The following is a 19,456-nucleotide window of genomic DNA, read 5'->3' on the forward strand; positions in this document are numbered from 1 at the left end:
CGTGCTCCGTCCAGACCGCGCGACCCTGCGTTCCGCCGGCTTCGTCGTGCTGCTCACCGGCGTGTTCCTCATGGTGAACAGCCAGGTGGTGTACGCGGCGAGCGGCACCAGCGAGACGGGAGACCTCCTCGCACCGCTCAACATCACATCTTCCGAGGGCGTGCCGGTGGGTGGGTATGAGCTGAACGCCGAGGGGGGTTCCATCGTCAGCTTCAAGACGCAGTCCCTCGCCTTCGCCCTGTCTGGCCTGTTCACCCTGATCCGGCTGCTGGTGGGCTTGGCCGGGTGGGCGATCGAGGTGGCCTTCCGGTTCCCGCTGCTGCAGATCCTCACCCGCCCGGCGCAGAAGGTTGCCGACGCCTACAACAACGTGGTCGTCGACACCCTCGGGTTGAAGGGGTTGTTGCTGGCCTGGGCGTTCGTCTTCGCCGGATTCCTGATCGTGCGCGGTCGGGTCGGCCGGGGTCTCGGCGAAATCTTCCTGACCCTTATGATCGCGGCCTTCGCGGCATCCACGTTCGTACGCCCCGACTATCTGCTCGCCCAGGACGGCCCACTGGGGCAGACCCAGCAGGTGGCCGCCGAGGTCGCCCAGGAAAGCGTCAACTCCTATGACTGGGGAGGCAAGCTCGCCAGCCGGGGACCGTGCGACGGCATGGCCGGCAATGCCGAGATCAAGTGCCTGGAGCACGAAGCGGAACGGCCGGTCTCCTCCACGGACATTGCCCGCCCTCTGCAGGACTCGCTCACCAACGCATTGATCGTGAAGCCGTTCATGCTCCTGCAGTACGGGCGCGTCCTGGACCCCGGCAAGGAGTCCGACCGCAAGGCCTACGCCGTACATCTGAAGTGGGTCGCCGGCGGATACAAAGCCTCCGACAGCGCAGACCGTGACGCCAATTGTGATCAGCTCGCCAAACCGGCCCGGCGGCACTGCGAAGAGCAGAACAAGAAGAAGGATGCCTGCAGCCTGGTCGAAGGCCCGGCCAAGCAGTACTGCCAGCGGGACATTGGCGGCATGCCCAGCAGCGGAGGTCTGCCGGAGCTGACGCCCGGCGGCGAGCTGCTGGACGCCTCCCACGCGATCGTCACCGACGAGGACCGCGAGTTCTCCGCCTTCCTGCAGGACATGAAGAAGGCCGGCGACGTCGGCACGGCGTGCGCCAACTACGCCGAGAAGCCCACCTGGTGGCGGGTCGGCGGCGCCTTACTGCTGCTGATCGCCGCGCTGTTCATCTGCGGCATGCTGCTGTCCAGTGCGATCGTCCTGCTGGGCACCCAGGGCGTCTGCGCTGCGGCGGCGGCCGCTGGCGGCATCGCCTTCGTCGCGGGCATGCTGCCTGGGCCCGCGCGCCAGTCAGTGTGGAAGTGGCTGTCGCTGTGGGGCATCGCGGCCCTGGCGGTGGTCGGGATCTGCGCGTTCGTGCCGTTCTTCGGGATCGCCGTGGACGCCACGATCACCGACGGGCCTGACCTGATGGTAGAGCGGATCCTGCTAATCGACGTGCTGGCCATTGCCGGTACGGCCGGGCACCGCCGTCTGCTGGTCGGCATCACGTCCTTCGGCCGGCGCATGGCGATGCGGATGCGCTATGCCAAGGTCGGCGGCACGCACATGCCCGGTGACACCTCCGAGCTCGGCGCCGCGCTCGCTATGAACTCCCCCGCAGCGATGGGCGGATACGGCGGCGGGCTGCGCGCCTTCACCGGCGGGGGCGGCAGGTTGGGGATGCCCGGCACCCAGCAGCGGCTGATGGGCGCGCTCACCTCCCTGTTCGACGGCGCGGGCATGCCGGTGGACACTGGCGGGCTCCTCGCCGATGCCACCGCCGAAGCCGGGCGCGGCCTGGCACCGCTCACTGCTGCCGCAGCCGTGGGCGGGCTGGGCGCACGGCTCGGTGCCAAGGGCGCGCACTGGTTGCTGATCGGCCGCCGTCCGGACAAGGAGCAGTTGGCCAAGTGGCGCAAGCCCGCAGCAGATGGCGATACGGGCGGGGGCGGGCCGTCGGGCGGCGGGGACGGTGGTTCAGGCGGCGGCGCAGGTCCGCGGCGGCCCTCAGGCCCGCCCGACCGGTACCGCAACGAGCAGGGCCAGGTCGTCGACCGCAACACCGGCCAGGTACTGCACGACCAGAACAGCGACCGCACGCTGCTGTCGACCCGGGCCCACAACCGGCTGGTCCGTTTCCGCGGGTACCGCATCCTCAACCGGGGCGGCCGGGCCGCGTACGGGGCGACTGTCGGTCTGCCGGCGAACGTCCGCCGGGCGCGGTCGGGGGGCTCGCGCTACTCCCAGGACGCCCTCCAGCAAGTGCGGGTATGGGGCAACACCGTCCGCGAGGACGGCCGGGCCTGGGGCGATACGGGGCGTCACGTGGCCCGTGTCCTGCGGGAGAACAGCGGCAGCGGCGCACCTGGTCCATTCGCCAGCCGCCGCCTGCCGACTGCAGCCACGCCGGCGCCGTCCCCTCGCCCGGCAACGCCTGCGCGTCCCGCACCGTCCGGCCGTCCCTCGGGTGTCCGTCCGGCACCTGCCCCCGCGCGGCCCGCTCCGTCGGCGGGCGGTCCCGCGGCGACTGCGCCTCCGGCACCGCTCCCGCGCCGGGAAGGCCCTACGCCGCAGCCTCGGTCCGATCTCGGCGGGCCCGTTCTCCCCGGAGGCGGGAGCGCCCGCAACCGGACGCGTGACGAGGCGCGGGCCCGGATGCAGGAGCTGATGCGGCGAACCGCGCCCGAGGCCGAACGTCTGCGCCGGGAGCGGGCCCGGCGGCGCAACGAGGACGGTGACGACGAGTGAAGCCGCCGGGACGCCGCGTCCGGCGGTGGGGATGCATGGTGGCGCTGCTGATGTTCGCTGCCGTGTGCTGTGCCGCGCCGGTGGGGAACGCGATCAGCGCGTACGTCGCGCTGAAGACGGGTGCACAGGACGACGGCGGGATCGCCGAAGGGGGCAGCGCCGCCGACATCCCTCCCCGGATGCTGACCGCCTACAAGAACGCCGTCCAGCAAGTCGGGAAGTACTCGCCGAAGTGCCAGGGCATGCGCTGGCCGATCCTCGCGGGGATCGCCAAAGTCGAGTCCAATCACGCCATCGGACGGAACATCGCCGACAACGGCGACATCCGCCCGAAGATCTACGGGGTGCTCCTCAACGGCTCCGGCCAGGGCGGCAACACCACCGTCTTCCCCGACACCGACGGCGGCAAGTGGGACGGCACCGCGAACGGGGAGCGCGCCGTCGGCCCCTTTCAGTTCCTGCCCTCCACCTGGGAGGGAATCGGCAAGGACGTCAACGGCGACAAGATCGCCGACCCGCACAACGCTGACGACGCCGCCCTCGGCGCCGCGATCTACCTGTGCGGCAACGGCCGTGACCTGACGAAGCGGTCGCAGTTGAAGGCCGCGATCATGCAGTACAACCACTCGAGCGAGTACGTCGCCAACGTACTGGGGTGGATCGATAAGTACACGGCGGCCGCCAAGGACCCGGACCTGAAGAACGTCACGGGGAAGGTCCGCACCGTCATCGAGGCCGCACTGTCCCAGCGGGGTGTCCCGTACTCGTGGGGCGGCGGCAACGCGAGCGGCAAGTCGTACGGGTTCTGCTGCTCGCCCAGTGGCAAGAGCGGCGCGAGTATCAAGGGCTTCGACTGCTCCGGGCTGACCACCTACGCGTACGCCAAGGTCGGCATCCGCCTGCCGCGCACCGCGGCTGCCCAGGCCGGTGTCGGCAAGCGGATCCCGGCCAGCCTCGGCACGGGCGCGCTCAAGCCCGGTGACCTCGTCTTCTATGCCACCGCTCCTGGACGCGATTCCACGATCTACCACGTCGGCATCTACGTGGGCAGCGGACAGATGGTCAACGCCCCGCGCCCGGGCACCGTGGTGCGCCTGGACGCCGTCAACGCGATGTCCGGCTACGCGGGGGGTGCACGGCTGCTGTGACCACCACCTCGCGCTCACCACGCCTTCTGCTGCTGAGTACCGTCCTGCTCGCCGTCGCAGGCGTCGCTCTGCTGAGTGTGCCGCACGGTAAGGAGCCGTCGGCTCCGGGGACGGCATCGACCGCGCATGCGACTACGGATGCATCATCGGCGGTTGCTCCGCCTCCCGCCGACAAACCGAACTCCGGCACGGCTGCCTCCCCGACGCCCGCCGCGTCGACGCCGTCGGCTGTCCCCTCCGCTCCGCCGCCGCACGGCGAGGGAGTGGCCGGCGACCGGGTCATTCAGCGGAACCTGGAGGCAGCCTGGCCTGCTGACCTCCTGCCGATGACGAGCGCGAGTTGCTCACCGCCGGTCGCGCGCTGCTGCGTGCGGACGCCACCGGAGTCGGCCGCGCGAAGTGGCCTTCCGTCTTCGGCGACGCAGGCCAGGCGGTGGTCCCGGCGTTCACCACCGCTCACTTCCGCATCCAGGCCGCGATCGCCCGCCGCGACGGCAGCCCGAACAGGGCGGTGGTCCATCTGGTGTGGGCTGGCATGGACCGCGGCGGCACCTTCACCGACCTGCGCATCACCGACTGGTTCTTCACTCGCACTATCAAGAAGGGAGCAGCGACGTGGACTCCGCAGCCTCGTACCTGAGAGACCGGGCCGATGACACGGCCGCTGGTCAGGTACTCGGCCTGGTCACAGGCCTGGTCGACGCCGTCGACTGGCTCTACGACCACTGGTACCTGCTGGCCCTGGTCGTTGCCTTGGCCTGGGGGGTCGGCGAGATCGTGGTGCGTCGGCTGGCGGCACGCGCCTCGGCCGAGCGGATGGCCCTGGAGCTGGTGTCCAGCCGGCACTTCGCCCCCAGCCTGGAGGAGATCTTCCGCCGCGGCGTCCAGCTCGCCCGCGCTTCCACGGCCATGCCCTGGTGGGCGCCCCGCCGGGCGAAGGCCGTACAGATCCGGCTGCGTGCGGACGGCTCCAGCCCGCTGCGCTACCGCATCGAGGGCCCGGCCGGCGGTCAGCGGCTTTTGTCCATCACCCCGTTCGGGCCGGACGTCACTGTCAACCGGGCCCGGCCGATCGCCGATGAGCCGAGGACGCACACCGTGCGCGCGGAGTTCATCCTGCGCGGCAAGCCCACGGCACCCTTGCGCGAGGTGCCCCTCACCCCGGACCCGCTGCAGCCGCTCATCGACGCCGTGTCCGACCTGCGCGCCGAGCTCGGCGACCTCGCCGAGATCCGGCTCGACATCCAGCGCGCCCCCAAATGGGCACTGCGGGCGCGCCGGATTCAGTTGATGGGCGCCGCCCGCCGCGCGGAGCGCCGGGAGGCACAGCGGGCCGCACGCTGGCTGCGGCAGGATGCCGGCGGCATCGAGGACTCCCTCACCTGGCAGCTGCAGCAGTTGCTCAGCGACAAGCCCGCTGCGGGCGCCGGCCGGCGGTTGGTCATGCCGCCGGTGCCCCGCCGGGTCGAGCCGGCCGAGGCGCTGGGCAAGCTCGCCGACGACGACCACCTCGTCCGGGTTCAGCTGCTGGTGATGTGCGCCTCGAACACCGAGGGCCGAGCCCAGGCCCGGCTCGCCCAACTCCAGGCCGCGCTGGATGTGTTCGGCGGCCGCTCGAGGTGGGCCATGCGCGGATGGCGGCTGGGACCGTGGCGGATCGGCGCCGACCACTGGCCCACCAAGCGTGCTTTCGAGCGCCGCTGGAATCTGGGGCACTGCCAGCCGCCCCGCGCCAACTGGGTGAGGTTGGAAGAGCTGACGGGCCTGCTCAAGCCGCCCACCATGCACTGCCGTCTGCCGGTACTCGCCGGTGACCTGCCGACGTTCGAGTTCGGCGATCCGGAGCTGCTGCTCCAGGGCATCTACCGGGGCCCGGACGGCCGCGAGCGCCTGGTCGCCACCTACGCCGAGGAAACCCTGTTCGAGGTGGGGGTGGGTAAGGCTGGCGGCGGTAAGACCGAGCGGGCTTTGGCGCAGGCGATCGGCTGGGCGCATGCCGGGGGCGGGTTGCTGTTCGTCGACCCTCACCGTGACTCCTGGCCCCGGGCCACCACGTTCCTCGCGCACGAGGCCCTCATGCGGCGGATCGCGCTCGTCGACCTCAACGGCCTGGGCGCCAACCCGTTGGTGAGTTCGTGGAATCCGCTCGGCATGCACCACGGGCAGGCGGCGCACGAGGTCGTCGAGGCCATCACCGACGCCTACGCCTCCGCACTGGCCTGGGACGATGCGACCGCACCCCGGGCGATCACCATCCTCACCGCCGCGTTGGCCGTCCTGGTCGCCGTCAACGAGGCCGCCTGTCAGGCCGGCCGCCCCGAGGACCAGGCCACGATCTTCCACGTGCGGGCACTGCTGACCGATGCTGCGTTCCGCAAGGCAGCGCTCGCGACGGTCACCGATCGTCTGGACGAGGAGACCCGGTCCTGGTGGCAGGTGGTCTTCCCGACCTTGCCGCCGGACGCGTTCGCCGTGGTCCTCAACCCGATCGCCCGGCTGGCCGCCAACCCCATCACGCGTGCCTTCCTCGGCCAGCCGGTCGGCGTCTACAACATCCGCGCCGCGATGGACTCGCGGATGGTCGTGTGGGTGTGCCCGGGCGGCAACGGGCCCACCGACCGGTTGGTGACCGCGCTGCTGGCCCGTGATTTGCTGCGGGCCGTGCGCTCCCGGCGCGACACCCCGGAAGCCAGGCGGGTGCCGTTCCGCCCGTACTTCGACGAGCTGATCACGTTGACTGGCGCGGCGCCGGAGACCATCGCTGCCATGTTCGAGGACTTCCGGAAGTACAGGTGCCAAGTCCACGGCATGACCCAGCTGCTGGCACGACTGCCCTCGCCCGTGCGGCTGTCTCTGGTGCAGAACGCGTCCACGCTGGCCACCACGGCCGGGTCGAAGTCCGCGATCGCACCGATCACCGCCGAGTGGGGCGATGACCCCAGCCCGGACCGGGTGGCCACCATGGAGCGGTTCGAGCACTACGTGTCCATGAACGTGCACGGGCGCCGGGTGGGGCCGGTGCAACTGCGTGGGCCCCATCTTGACGCGGTCTTCGCCGCTCAGGCCCGCCCGCGGCAGGTTCCCGTGCTGGAGCAGGCCGCCCTCGCGAACGCCGGGGCGCTCCCCCTGGATCGGCTCATCGGCCGCGCAGCCGAGCAGATCGGCCGCGTCGCTGCCTTCCTCGCGGAGCACTCCCCCGCCACCGCCACCCCCGTACCTCTGACGAAGGAGGAGTACGAGTGATCGTCGCCCAGCCGCACGGCCGCAGATCCCGTCCCTCGGAGGGCGCGGACAATGTCGCAGCCTTGCAACTGCGCCCGAAACCCCTTGAGATTTGCTCACGCGAACATCTAGTTTACTTCGCACAAGGGAGTTTCACCCGTGGAACCCCTTTGCTGTGGACGGACGTTTAGGGGACGTCACATGTCTCAAGCTCTTGGTGAAGTTCGCACAGTCGAAACGGACGGCGAGGGAGAGTGGCCCATCCGGACGCGGGCCGTCACGTATGTCGGGAGTGCCTGCGTGGTCCAAGGGGGCAGCGACTTCGACGTTGCCGATCTGGGCATGGTGCGCAGCCGCTTCCCCGACCGGCACGTCACCCTCGACGGCGACGTGATCACGGTGTGGCCGCCGGCCCGGCAGCAGGGATGAGGCGTCGCGGGTTCGGCGAGAGGCATCCGGTGGCCTCCAACGCCACCGAGGTCGGCCGCGAGAAGAACCGGCGTGTCGAGATCCGGTTCTTGCGCACAGCGGACCCACAAGGTTCGTTCGACCCGGCGGACGCGTCCTGACGGTGTGCGGGAGTGACGAGTGAAGACACAGACCTACAAATCGACATCCGGTTCCGAATGTGACCGGATACGTCCCGAGTTGTACGAGTGAACTCAAATATCAAGCTGGGAAGTTGACTGGCATATGCGTAACCTTGCGATCACGCAAACGCATTACCGCAGCTGGACCAGGCCGCGGTTCTGGGCCGCCGCATGTCGGAGGCCGGGGGCGGCGGTCTACCGCACCGCGTCGTACGGGGAGACAACGTGACAGTTACACAACGACGCTCATCGGGGCTGGATATCGCCACGGTTCGCACCCGGAAGCACGCAACCGCGCTGATCCTCGCCGGCAGTCTGCTGGCGCTGGCCGGATGTAGCGACAGCGATTCGGAGACGTCGTCCAAGCCCAGCCCCACCCCGACGGCTGTCTCTCCGTCCCCCAGTTCCACCGCCGGCGCCGAGGACGCCGCTGTCATCGCGGCGTACACCAGCTCCTGGGACGCTCAGACCGCGGCCTACGCCAAGGCCTCCTCCGCGGGTACTGACCTGAAGAAGAACACCACCTTCAAAGCCCTGGCCGACATCGAGAAGGACCTCTCGGCAATGCGGAAGGCAGGCCAGGTGACCACCGGCAAGCCGGTGATCCATCCCAAGGTCGTAAAGGTGACCGACGCCAAAATCCCCACGGCCACGGTCGCGGACTGCGTCGACACCACGAACTGGACGTTGATCGACAAGGCCTCGAAGAAAGAGGTCCCGCTGCCCACGACGCGGCTCACCAAATACGTCAGCACCGCAACGCTTGAAAAGTGGGGGAAGACGTGGATGGTCACGAAGTTGACCGCTCAAGATCAGTCCTGCTGACCCGACGACTCGCCGCACTCACTGGCGCCCTCGTCCTGGCCTCGGCAGGTGTCGCGCACGCCGACGATGATCCCGTCGATGCCGGCAAGTGCCAGGTCATCAAGTTCTGTGTCGGCGTCGGCGTCGGTGACGAGACCGGCGGAAGCGGCGGGCAGGCGGGCGGCTCCACAGGCGGCAGCAGCGACAGCGACAGCAAACTCAAGTGCGGCTACACCAAGATTGAGCCGAAGCCGCCGGCCGAACACCCAGCATGGAAGGGCAAGGACCCCGCGAAGTACGACATGTATTTCATGTCCTGTTCGGATGGCGGCCTGAACAACCCGGACGGATTCATTGTCGTGCCGGAGGGGCAGCCTCCGGTGCCGCAGGTGGACCCACAGGAGTTGGCTCAGCGCGCGGTGGACTCCATGACCCTGCTCGGTCCCGACATCGCCAGTCCCCGCGCGGCCGGGAAGTACACCGTGGGTGTTCCGATGTGGATGTGGGTCAACCAGAGCGCCACGACCTACGGTCCGAACACCGCGTCGGCTTCGGCGGGCGGGATCACCGTCACCGCGACCGCGAAGGTGTCGAAGATCGTGTGGACGATGGGCGATGGCGCCTCCGTGACGTGCAACGGCCCCGGCACGCCCTACACCTCGTCCCAGGGCATGGCCCAGTCTCCGGACTGCGGGCACGTGTACTCCAAGACCTCGGCCGGTGCCCAGAACGGCAAGTTCCCGGTGACTGCGACCTCGACGTGGACGATCAACTGGCAGGGCGGCGGACAGGCCGGCCAGCTCACCGAGGTTCGGCAGACCAACGTGCAGGTGGCAGTCGGCGAAGTACAAGTCGTCAGGTAGAGCCGCCGGAAGGACTGAACGGTGAGCAAGACCCAAGTAGAGACATCCCCGAACGGACTTCCCCAGCAGGGACGCGTGGCCGGACCGGTGAGGCCGCCCCGGGTTTCGGCTCGCAGGCGGCGACCAGGTGTCATCGCCCTGTCGCTGGCGCTGATCGCCGCCGGGGGCGCCGGAGTTGCCGTCCTGCTGCTCCAAGTCGGCAACCGCACGGAAGTTGTGACCGTGGTCCGCGACGTCCAGGTCGGCCAGGTTCTCACCGAGGACGACCTGGGCAAGGCGTCCATTGCCCTGGACCCGGCCGTCAAGGCGGTGCGCGCCGACGACCTGAAGTCGGTGGTGGGCAAGCGGGCCGCCGTTGAGCTCATGCCCGGATCCCTGCTCGCCCCCTCACAGGTGACGAAGGACTCGCTGGTGAAGGCCGGCGAGCAGCTGGTGCCGATCGGCCTGGAGCCCAAGCGGATCCCGGCCACCGCGCTGGTGCCGGGCCAGAAGGTAAAACTGGTGCACGTCCCGGCTCAGGGAACCACAGACACCGGCAAGACGTCCGACGCCGCGCCTCAGACCATCGACGGCCGGGTCGTCAAGGCATCCAGCGCCGCCCCGGGTACAGGAATCGTGGTCGTCGACGTGGCCACCTCTGCCACTGACGGCCCCACGGCCGCCGCATGGGAGGCGGCCGGCACCCTGCGCCTGGTCCTCACTGCCCCGGACGGTAACTGATGGCTGTGATCGCACTCGCAGGCTGCAGCGGAGCGCCCGGCGTGACCACGAGCGCTCTCGCCCTGCTGCTGTCATGGCCGCTGGAGGCGGGCCGACGGATGATCCTGGCCGAGTGCGACCCGGACGGCGGTGCCGTGCTGCACGGCCTGCTACAGGGCACGCTCGGCGACCGGTACGGGCTGCGCAACCTCTCGGTCGCCGCCCGCAAAGGCGAGTTCAGCGACGCCTTCTGGCGGCAGCTGATCGACCTGAGCAGTGAGGACGGCAAACAGGACTCCCTGCGCGACCGGCTGCTGCTGCCCGGCATCACCGACCCCTCCCAGTCGGCAAGCCTCGGCCAGGTCTGGAAGATCCTCGCGCAGATGTTCCGCGGCATCGAGGCCGAGAGCGGCCACGACGTCCTCATCGACCTCGGCCGCCGCGGGGCATACGGGCCCTCCGGGATCCTGGCCGAGCAGGCCGACGCCACCTTCGTGGTCGTCCGCAACACCCTGCGCTGCCTGCAGGCAGCAGAGGGCCGCGTACGCGCACTCGAAGAGCGCGTCGGCGACGTCAGCGTGCTCATGATCAACGAAGGCCCGTACCCCGCTGGCGAGGTGCAGCGCGTGCTGCAGGTACCGGTGATCGCCACCCTGCCGTACGCGCCGAAGGACGCCCGGGTGCTGTCCGACGGTGCCGAACAGCCGCGCCACTTCACCAAGTCGCCGCTGATGAAGGCCGCCCGCACGAGCAGCACGCTCCTTGTTCAGCGGGCCGCCATGCGCCGGGCACGCCTCGATCCACGCGGCCTGCACGCGGCAGGCGGGGAGGTGACCCATGCGCGCTAAGCCCCTGCACCCCGACCCCACGGTGGCACCGCTGCCCCAGCAGTGGGTGCACGAGAGCAACGGTGCGCCAGCACCGGCTGGCGCTGCCTCGAGCACCCAGGCGCTCGGGACGGCGGCTCCTCAAGTCACTGTCGACTACCGGGTGGCCCGGGACATTGCGTCCCAGGTCGCCAAGCAGCGCGAGGAACTGCTCAAGACCAAGCCCGACATGGACCGGGCCAGCGAAGAGCAGCGTTGCCTGAACTGGATCGCCGAGGCCGTCGCCCTGTGGTCCGATGCCCAGGCGATGACGCCGCAGGAAGACGAGGCGCTGCGCCGCGCCGTGTATGACCTGCTCTTTCGAGCCGGCCGGCTCCAGCCGTACCTGGACGATGACCGGGTCGAGGACATCATCATCCAGGGACCGCACGAGGTGTGGCTCGACTACGGAGACGGCGAACGCCGTCGGGTCGGACCGATCGCGGATTCCGAAGAGGAGCTGCTGGAGCTGCTGAGGGAGTTGGCCCGCGGATCCGGGCATAGCGAGCGGACCATCTCCACCGCGAACCCCACCCTCGCCCTGTCCCTGCAGGACGGCTCCCGCCTGCAGGCCATCACCGGGCTCGGGCCGATGACGTATGCGGTCATCCGCCGACACCGGGTCTCCCACGCCGACCTCGACGACCTGGTCCGGCTGGGCACCATCGACCCGATCCTGCGCGAGTTCCTCGGCGCCGCCGTACGCGCCGAGAAGAACATCATGATCGCGGGGAAGCAGAAGGCCGGTAAGACCACACTGATGCGGGCGATGCTCAAGGAGTTCGACCCGGAGTGCCGGTTCGCGACCATCCAGACTGAGGATGAGCTGTTCGCCCACGCCAACGGCTACCACAAACAGGTCGTGTCCCTGGTGGGCCGCGAGTCCAACGGGGAGAAGGACGTCACCGGGCGCGGCGCCGGTGAGGTTACGCTCTTGGACCTGATGCACCCCGCGCTGCGGATGTCGCTTGAGCGGATCGTGGTCGGCGAGGTCCGCGGCCCCGAAGTCGTCGCCATGATGCAGGCGCTGACGAACGGCTCCGGCGGCAACCTGTGCACTATTCACGCGCGGCGGCCGGACATCATCTTCGACCGGATCGCCGAGCTGTACGCGCTCGCCCAGGAGAACCTCTCCGAGCAGCTTGCCTACCGGCAGACCGCCAACGGCCTGGACTTCATCGTGTACGTCGACATGACGGACGAGACGCAGATCGGCGGTCGCCGTCACCGCTACGTCTCCCACGTCTTGGAACTGACCGGGATCGGCGAGAACGGCCGTCCCGCCACCAATGAAATCTTCGCCCCCGGCCGCGAGTGGGGAGAGCTGCGGGCGGTGCCGAAGATGGACCCGGGCTGCATCGACGACCTGCGCCGCGTCGGCTTCGACTCCTCGCTGCTGCAACAGCCCTACGGGGCCTGGCCGGCGCCGCTGCCGCTGAAGGTGGGGGTGAGCCGATGACCCTGTTGTTCGGGCTGCTGAGCGGCATGGCTGTCGTCGGCGGGCTGATCGGTGTCGTGGCCGGTGTCGTGGGCACCACGGCGCCGCGGCGGGCCCCGCTGCGTCAGCGTTGGCGGGTCCTGCGCGGCGGGAAGAACCAGAGCGAGGACGCCCGGATGCGGCAGCGGACCCTCATGGTCGCGGCCGTCGTGGTCTTCGTAGCTGTGTGGCTGGTATCCGGGAACTTCGTCGGCGGAGCTCTGCTGGGCGCGGCCGTCATTGGCGTGCCCTGGCTGATCACCCCGGCGCAGTTGGCGCAGGAGCGCATCGGCCAATTGGAGGCGCTGAGCGAGTGGACGCAGCGGCTGGCCGGGCTGCTGCGGCTGGGCATGGGCCTGGAACAGGCGATGATCACCAGCCGTCAAGGGGCGCCGGACGAACTCGCCCCGCAGATCATCAACCTCTCCGACCGGCTGCGCCTGGGGTGGCGGCCGGAGGGAGCGCTGCGCGCGTTCGCCGAGGAACTGGACGATGTCACCTCGGACAAGGTGGTCGCGGCGCTGATCCTGTCGGTCAACGACCGCGGGCCGGGCCTGGCTCAGGCCTTGGAGGACCTTTCGGGCACCGTCCGCGAGGAGGTCGCCCGCAAACGGGCCATCGAGGCGGACCGGGCAAAGCCGCGCACCACCGTGCGGTGGATGACCATCATCACCGTGGGTGTCGTGGTGGCCGGGTTCTTCGTGCCGAGCTATACGAAGCCGTACTCCACGCTGCTGGGACAGCTCGTGCTGGCCTTCCTGACGGCCGGGTTCCTCGGAGTGCTTGCCCTGATGCGGCAGTTGGGCTCCTTCCGCCGCATCCCCCGCTTCCTGGTCACCGACCCGACCAGCACCGTCCGGCTGCCTGCGCCCGCGCCGGAGCCGGATGTGCCGATCGCTGCCCGGGAGCCGGAAGGAGCCGCATCGTGAACCTGATCCCTGTCGTTCTGACCGGCGGCACAGTCGGCGCCGGCGTCGCATTGCTGATCCGGGAACTCCTGCAGCCCCAGCCCGCCTTGGGGTCGGCCCTCAAGCGCAGTGCCCCGGCCACGTTGACGATGCCCGAGCCGGAGCTGGACCGCGAGGAGGTGTGGGGAAGGTGGCTGCTGGCCCGCCTTGAGCGGCTTCCGGGCGTGAGGGTGCCCACGACGAACCTGGCCCTGCTCGGGCAGGGGCCGGGCCAGTTCATGCTCAAGAAGGTCGCGCTCGCCGCGCTGGGTCTGCTCTGCCCGGTGATTGCGACGATCCCGTGGATCATCGCGGGCGTGGACCTGCCGTTCTACGTGCCCGCCGGCGTCGGACTCATCGTCGCAGTCCTGCTGTTCATCACACCCGATCTCGCGGTGCGGGACCAGGCCAAGCGGGCACGGGAGGAGTTCGCACACGCCCTGTCCGCCTACCTCGACCTGGTCGCGCTCAAGCGGGCCGCCGACGCTGGCCCCGCCGAGGCCCTGGAGAAGGCCGCCGAGGTCGGCGAGGGCTGGCCCTTCCTGTATTTGCAGGGCGCACTGCGCCGGGCACGGCTGGAGAAGATCCCTCCGTATCAAGCGCTCACGGAACTCGCCCATGAGTACGACCTGCCCGTCCTGGACGACGTCGCCGACATCATGCGCGGCAGCGCCACCGACGGCGCCGCCGTCTATAAGGCGCTGCGGGCCCGCACCGCGGCCCTCAACGCGGAACTGCTGGCTGATCAGGCCGCCGAGGCGAACGCCGCCAGCGAGAAGATGACCGCGCCGGGAGCTCTCTTGGCCGTCTTGGTGATGCTGCTGATGGCCTTCCCCGCGGTCATCCGCATGCTGACCGTCTAAAGACCACACCGAATCGTTCAACGCTCCGGAGAGGTAAGGAACATGAAGCACACCGCAGCCCGCACCCGCCGTGCTGTGCTCCGCGCGACCACGCACCCGCACACCGGGTCCCGGGGGCCGGGGCGTGGCGGCCGGGGAGCGCGTGCCTGGGCGCGCGCCAACAGGGCGGTCCTCCACCTGACCACGCGCGTGCAGGAAGGCCTTCAGGAGGCCGCCCGCCGGCCGGACCGTGGCGACATTTCCACCACGACCGTCATCATCTGGGTGGCCGCTGTCACCGGTGCCGTCCTGATCGCCGGGACTATCGCCGTTGTGATCGCCAAGTACAACGACCAGCTCAGCGGGCTGTGATGTCTCCGCCCGAGCGGCTGAGCAACTGGTGGCAGGGGCGAAGATGGCGCGACGACCGCGGTGACACCAGCATCCAGATGGCGATCATCTTTCCCTTCGTGCTGCTCGCGACGGTCGCCGTCATCCAGGCCTCCATGTGGTACTACGCCCGGCAGATCGCCCTGACCGCTGCCCGCGAAGGCGCCACTGCGGCCCGTGCCTACCAGTCGAGTCCGGCCGACGGTGCGGCCCAGGCACGTAGCGTGCTTGGCCGCACTGCGGGTGACAGCCTGAGCGGCTACAGCGTGGCCGCCAGCAGCGACGGGCAGCGTGTGCGGGTCGAGGTATCTGGCACGGCCCTGTCGATGATCCCGGGTCTGTCGGGCCTGCGGGTCGCGCAGTCGGCGTCCGGCCCTGTGGAGCGCTGGACGGTCCCGGGGGAGTGAATCACGTGCGAGACATGGCCCGCCTGGCTCACAGGCTTCGCAGCGATGAGGGCAGTGCCGCGATCGAGGCGGCCATCATCCTGCCGTCGCTGATCATGTTCCTGTGTCTGGCGATCGCCGGGGGCCGGATCGTCACCTCCGGCTCGAAGATCGACTCTGCGGCTGAGGATGCGGCCCGGGAGGCATCCATTCACCGCACGGCGGCGGCCGCCCACAGTGCCGCACAGTCGGCGGCGGCCGAGTCTCTGGACGATCAAGGCATCAAGTGCGTGTCGACATCAGTGAATATCAACACTGGCGGTCTCAGCGTGCCGGTGGGGCAAGTCGGCACGGTCACCGTGACCGTGACCTGCACGGTCAATCTGTCCGACCTCCTGCTCCCGGGTGTGCCAGGAGCGAAGACGCTCACGTCGACGGCGACCTCGGTCGTGGACCAGTACAGGGAGCGGGGGGATGGATGATCTTCCGTCAGGTGTGCCTGGACCGAACGCGGCTGGACGACCGGGGAGGCATCACCGTGTTCGTCGCCGTGTGCGTGTTCGCGCTGATCGGAATCATCGGCGTCGCCGTGGACGGCGGCAGCAAGATGCGCGCGACCGAGCGCGCCGACTACATCGCCGGCGAGGCCGCCCGGGCCGGCGGGCAAGCCATCGACCCCGCCGACGCCATCAACGGCACCGCGATCACCGTCGATCCCCAAGCGGCGGCCGCCGCGGCGCAGGCCTACCTGAGCTCCGCCGGTGCCACCGGCACGGTCAGCGTGTCCGGCGACGGCGGGACCCTCAACGTCACTGTCACCGGCTCGTACGACACGAAGTTCCTGTCGGTGGTCGGGATCGGCTCTCTGTCGGTGACCGGCCATGGCAAGGCCAGACTTCTGCATGGCGTCACCGCTCCCGAAGGAAACTGATGCGCACCACCACCCGCTCCCCCGCCGCTTCGGTGGGCCGCACCCTGGCCCGGGTCTTCAAGGCCGTGATGAGCCTGCTCGTCCTGGCCGCCGCAGTGGCCGGGCTGCCGCTGCTGCTGGCCTGGGCCACCCCGGTCATCTGGGCTGCCACGCACGACGACCTCGCCCACCTGCTGGACCGGCAGGACACCGGCAGCGTGTTTCTGCTGCTGCTCGTCGCGGTGGGCTGGATCGGGTGGGCGCAGTTCAGCTTCTGCGCGGTACGCGAGCTGATTGCACAGCTGAGGGGCCGGACCTGGCAGGCCCCGCGAGGGATGGGTGCCGCGCAGCGCGCCGCGGCCCTGCTGATCGGCAGCATCCTGGTGCTGCTGCCCACGAGCTCGGCGCTGGCCTCCGATGCCCAGGCCGCGCCAGCCCCCACGGCGGGACAGGTGGCGGGTCGGGCGGTCCAAGCCCCGCAGTCAGCCGCCCAAGCCGACCAGGCCTCACCCGCATCCTCTGCGAGCACGCCAGCGTCCCGTACGTACACGGTGCGCGAGACGCGGCCGGCGGAGAGCTTGTGGGGCATCGCCGAGCAGGAGTTGGGGGACGGCGAGCGGTGGCGGGAGATCGCCGATCTGAACGAAGGGCGGACCATGGCCGACGGCACGGTCTTCCGCGCGAACAGCTTTCTGCAGCCCGGCTGGCAGCTTCAGATGCCCGAGCCCGCCACGGCTGCGGGAGGTGTCCGTACCCAGCTGGGTGACCGCGCCCCGGCTGCCGACGAGAAGGGCGGGCACGTCGTCACCGTCCACTCCGGCGACTACCTGTCGAAGATCGCAGAAAAGGAGCTCGGCGACGGCGACGACTGGCCGCAGCTGTTCGAGGCCAGCCGGGGCAAGCCGCAGCCGCACGGCCTGCCCGAGATCACCGACCCCGACGTCATCTACGCGGGGCAGCAGGTCACCGTGCCCGGTACCCAGACCGATCAGCCACCCCAAGGCCAGGGCCACGGTGAGGAGTCCGGCAGTCCGGAGACCACTCCCCCGACCACTCAGAACCCCGCCGACACGCAGACGCCGAGCGACAGCACGGGGTATGCACCAGCGCCCGCACGCAGCCAGACCCAGGCGCCTGCACCGCAGTCGTCGGCGCCCACCGCGCCGTCCAGTCGCCCGGCCGAGCAGGCCGGACAGGATCAGTCCTCACCGTCCGCTGCGGCGTCCGCGACACCCGAGGGTAGCGACAGCGCCTCGGCTTCTGTCGCCACGCCGTCGGCGTCGGCCGAGCCGCCCGGCTCCGCTGCCTCCTCCTCCGCGCCCGAGGCCCCAGCGACGGCTCCGGCCAGCAGCCCGCTGAACCTGCGGATCGTGCTCGGCGCTGGCGCGCTGCTCGCCGCCGCCGTCACCGGTGCGCTCGCCCTGCGCCGGACGCTGCAGCGCCGACGCCGCAAGCCGGGCGAGAAGATCGCCATCGCAGCGGAGACCTCCTCAGCGGAGGCGCAGTTGGCGGCGGCCGCCGAGCCCGGCGGTGCTGCCCGCCTGGACGTGGCGCTGCGGACCCTGGCTCACCACGTGGCCCAGCAGGAGGAGGACGACGCGGTGCTGCCGCCGCTGCGGGCCGCCCGGATCGGGAGCCGTGCGGTTCAGGTGATGCCCGAGGACCTCGCCCAGGAACCAGTGGCGCCGTTCACCGCCGGGCGGGGCGGCTGGTGGGTCCTTCCCGCTGAGGCCGCCCTCCTGGAAGAGGAGGCCGCCCGCGAGGTGCCGGCACCGTATCCGGGGCTGGTCACGATCGGCAGCACCGAGGCGGGCGACCTGCTGCTGCTCAACCTCGCGCAGTTGCCCGCGCTGCTGCTGGACGGCAACCCGGTGCACATCACCGAGGTGTGCACCTCACTCGCTCTGGAACTGGGGATGAGTCCGTGGGCGGCTGACGTCGAAGTCGTCACCGTGGGGTTCGGCGAGGACCTGCCGCAGCTGCTGCCCACCGCGCGGATCGCCCACATGCGCCAGGCCGCGCATGCGCTGCGCGATCTGAGCGAACGCCTGCTGGAAGCGCATCAGATGCCCGAAACCCAGCATCAGCCGTATGTGCTGCTGTGCGCGTCCCCCCTGGAGGCGGACCTGGCCTGGCAGTTCGCGGCCATAGTCGACAAGGCCGGCACCATCCCCGTCACGCTGATCGCCCCCGCCAGCAGAGCAGACGCGCACTTCCCCGACGCGGAGCTCCTCAACGCCTCCGTCAGCCAGCCGCAGCACGTCGACTGCGTCGGCACCGACATCACGCTGCAGCGCCTGGAGCACGCCGCCTACCAGCAGATCACCACCGCGTTGAAGGTATCCGGGCAGGCACCCCACCCGGCCGAGGGACCCTGGCAGGACGTCCCGGATGAGCTAGACAGCTTGCGCGAGCCCGAACACGCATCGCAGGAGGAGTCCCCCGTGCCCGCAAGCGCTGCCGCCTCGGTCCCGGCGCCGGTGGCGGCATCTGATGTGAGCGGTGAGGTCTTCCCGGCCCTGCTCGCCGCCAGCACCGATCCGTCTGGGCTCCGTCTCCTCTCCCCCTCCGCTTCGTCGGCCGGACGGGACGACGAAGCCGGCCCGGGCATCGAAGCAGCGGTGCCGTCGGCCCCGGCTTCCTCCGTTGCTGCGGACTTCACCGAAACATTGCAGGCTCAGACTGCGGAGAACGACGACTCGGCCGCCGTCGAGGAGCCCGCGGTGCCGGAGGCGGGAGACTGCGAGGCGCAAGACCTGAACGCCCCGGAGATCCGGGTCCTGGGACCGGTGGAGGTGACGGGCGTGGACAGCACCGGCCACGGCCCCAGAATGGCGCAGCTGGCCGCCTTGTTGTACTTCCGGCCCGGGCGGAGTGCGGATGTGCTGTGTTCCGACATGGATCCCGTCAGCCCCTGGTCGACGAGCACCCTCAACGCGCGGATGCAGGGCCTGCGCAGCTCCCTGGGCACCGACTCGGCCGGCAACCTCTACGTCCCGCGCCGCCGCAGCGGCGACGACCCCTACCGGCTCGCCCCCACCGTGCGCTGCGACTGGACCCGTTTCCTCCAACTCGTCGAACGCGCCCTGCCGCTGGGCCCGTCCGGCCTGACCGACCTGGAAAAGGCGCTGTCCCTGGTACGGGGCAAGCCGTTCGGCGGCAAGCCCCTGCCCTGGGCCGAACCCTACCGACAAGAGATGATCACGCGGATCATCGACGTCGCCCACACCGTCGCCACCTACCGCACCCCCACGAGCCCCCACCAAGACCTCAGCGCCGCACGCCAGGCCGTCGCCACCGGTCTCGACGCCGACCCCACCGCCGAGCTCCTCTACCGGGACTGGATGCGGCTTGAGGCCGTGCGCGGGAACCGGTCCGGCCTCCATACCGCGGTCACCCGCGTGCAGCAGGTCAACCGGGATTTGGACTGCTCGCTGGAGATAGAGACTACTCAGCTCATCAACGAGCTCCTCAACGGCTCCGGCACGGCAGTGCGTAAGGCCTTGTGAAACCTT

General features: G+C 70.1%; 17 protein-coding genes. All 17 read left to right on the forward strand.

Annotation, left to right across the window (positions count from 1 at the left end):
* The first annotated feature begins 1 nt into the window (after nt 1).
* The 17 genes from ACFPZJ_RS37250 to ACFPZJ_RS37330 all read left to right on the forward strand — a co-directional run bounded on the left by ACFPZJ_RS37250 (nt 2) and on the right by ACFPZJ_RS37330 (nt 19,450).
* Nucleotides 2-2,797, forward strand: coding sequence for a hypothetical protein (locus ACFPZJ_RS37250; protein ID WP_381031161.1), 2,796 nt, complete (start codon nt 2-4; stop codon nt 2,795-2,797).
* Between the two features lie 35 nt (nt 2,798-2,832).
* The gene (locus tag ACFPZJ_RS37255; protein WP_381031163.1) at nt 2,833-3,945 is read left to right on the forward strand and encodes a C40 family peptidase; all 1,113 of its coding nucleotides are present in this window, start codon (nt 2,833-2,835) and stop codon (nt 3,943-3,945) included.
* Nucleotides 3,946-4,285: 340 nt separating this feature from the next.
* A complete protein-coding gene (locus tag ACFPZJ_RS37260) occupies nt 4,286-4,585 on the forward strand; it encodes a hypothetical protein (RefSeq protein WP_381031165.1) in 300 nt (99 codons plus the stop codon).
* Nucleotides 4,561-7,188 carry an ATP/GTP-binding protein gene (locus ACFPZJ_RS37265; RefSeq protein WP_381031167.1) on the forward strand — a complete coding sequence of 876 codons (2,628 nt, stop codon included), beginning with the start codon at nt 4,561-4,563 and terminating at the stop codon, nt 7,186-7,188. The genes ACFPZJ_RS37260 and ACFPZJ_RS37265 overlap by 25 nt, the downstream gene beginning before the upstream one ends.
* Nucleotides 7,189-7,467: 279 nt before the next feature.
* Nucleotides 7,468-7,596 carry a hypothetical protein gene (locus ACFPZJ_RS37270; RefSeq protein ID WP_381031169.1) on the forward strand — a complete coding sequence of 43 codons (129 nt, stop codon included), beginning with the start codon at nt 7,468-7,470 and terminating at the stop codon, nt 7,594-7,596.
* 386 nt (nt 7,597-7,982) lie between these two features.
* Nucleotides 7,983-8,582, forward strand: a complete 600-nt coding sequence (locus ACFPZJ_RS37275; RefSeq protein ID WP_381031170.1) for a hypothetical protein — start codon at nt 7,983-7,985, stop codon at nt 8,580-8,582.
* On the forward strand, nt 8,528-9,424 hold the full coding sequence (locus tag ACFPZJ_RS37280; protein WP_381031172.1) for an ATP/GTP-binding protein: 897 nt from the start codon (nt 8,528-8,530) through the stop codon (nt 9,422-9,424). Before ACFPZJ_RS37275 ends, ACFPZJ_RS37280 begins: the two co-directional genes overlap by 55 nt.
* A gap of 21 nt (nt 9,425-9,445) precedes the next feature.
* Complete coding sequence (locus tag ACFPZJ_RS37285; RefSeq protein WP_381031174.1) at nt 9,446-10,144, forward strand: SAF domain-containing protein; 699 nt, start codon at nt 9,446-9,448, stop codon at nt 10,142-10,144.
* Nucleotides 10,144-10,971 carry a CpaE/TadZ family protein gene (locus ACFPZJ_RS37290; protein WP_381031176.1) on the forward strand — a complete coding sequence of 276 codons (828 nt, stop codon included), beginning with the start codon at nt 10,144-10,146 and terminating at the stop codon, nt 10,969-10,971. The genes ACFPZJ_RS37285 and ACFPZJ_RS37290 overlap by 1 nt, the downstream gene beginning before the upstream one ends.
* Nucleotides 10,961-12,448: a CpaF family protein gene (locus tag ACFPZJ_RS37295; RefSeq protein WP_381031178.1), complete on the forward strand. Its 1,488-nt coding sequence runs from the start codon at nt 10,961-10,963 to the stop codon at nt 12,446-12,448. Before ACFPZJ_RS37290 ends, ACFPZJ_RS37295 begins: the two co-directional genes overlap by 11 nt.
* The gene (locus tag ACFPZJ_RS37300) at nt 12,445-13,395 is read left to right on the forward strand and encodes a type II secretion system F family protein (RefSeq protein ID WP_381031180.1); all 951 of its coding nucleotides are present in this window, start codon (nt 12,445-12,447) and stop codon (nt 13,393-13,395) included. The genes ACFPZJ_RS37295 and ACFPZJ_RS37300 overlap by 4 nt, the downstream gene beginning before the upstream one ends.
* Nucleotides 13,392-14,276 (forward strand): type II secretion system F family protein, encoded by an 885-nt coding sequence (locus ACFPZJ_RS37305; RefSeq protein WP_381031182.1) that lies wholly within the window; start codon nt 13,392-13,394, stop codon nt 14,274-14,276. Before ACFPZJ_RS37300 ends, ACFPZJ_RS37305 begins: the two co-directional genes overlap by 4 nt.
* A gap of 42 nt (nt 14,277-14,318) precedes the next feature.
* A complete protein-coding gene (locus ACFPZJ_RS37310) occupies nt 14,319-14,627 on the forward strand; it encodes a hypothetical protein (RefSeq protein ID WP_381031184.1) in 309 nt (102 codons plus the stop codon).
* On the forward strand, nt 14,627-15,052 hold the full coding sequence (locus ACFPZJ_RS37315) for a TadE/TadG family type IV pilus assembly protein (RefSeq protein ID WP_381031186.1): 426 nt from the start codon (nt 14,627-14,629) through the stop codon (nt 15,050-15,052). Before ACFPZJ_RS37310 ends, ACFPZJ_RS37315 begins: the two co-directional genes overlap by 1 nt.
* Before the next feature lie 14 nt (nt 15,053-15,066).
* Nucleotides 15,067-15,513: a TadE/TadG family type IV pilus assembly protein gene (locus ACFPZJ_RS37320; protein ID WP_381031188.1), complete on the forward strand. Its 447-nt coding sequence runs from the start codon at nt 15,067-15,069 to the stop codon at nt 15,511-15,513.
* Complete coding sequence (locus ACFPZJ_RS37325; RefSeq protein ID WP_381031190.1) at nt 15,510-15,962, forward strand: TadE/TadG family type IV pilus assembly protein; 453 nt, start codon at nt 15,510-15,512, stop codon at nt 15,960-15,962. Before ACFPZJ_RS37320 ends, ACFPZJ_RS37325 begins: the two co-directional genes overlap by 4 nt.
* Complete coding sequence (locus ACFPZJ_RS37330) at nt 15,962-19,450, forward strand: hypothetical protein (protein WP_381031192.1); 3,489 nt, start codon at nt 15,962-15,964, stop codon at nt 19,448-19,450. Before ACFPZJ_RS37325 ends, ACFPZJ_RS37330 begins: the two co-directional genes overlap by 1 nt.
* The last annotated feature ends 6 nt before the right edge of the window (nt 19,451-19,456 follow it).

It is taken from the genome of Streptomyces bullii (assembly GCF_042657145.1).
In the GTDB taxonomy this organism is placed as follows: Bacteria; Actinomycetota; Actinomycetes; order Streptomycetales; family Streptomycetaceae; genus Streptomyces; species Streptomyces bullii.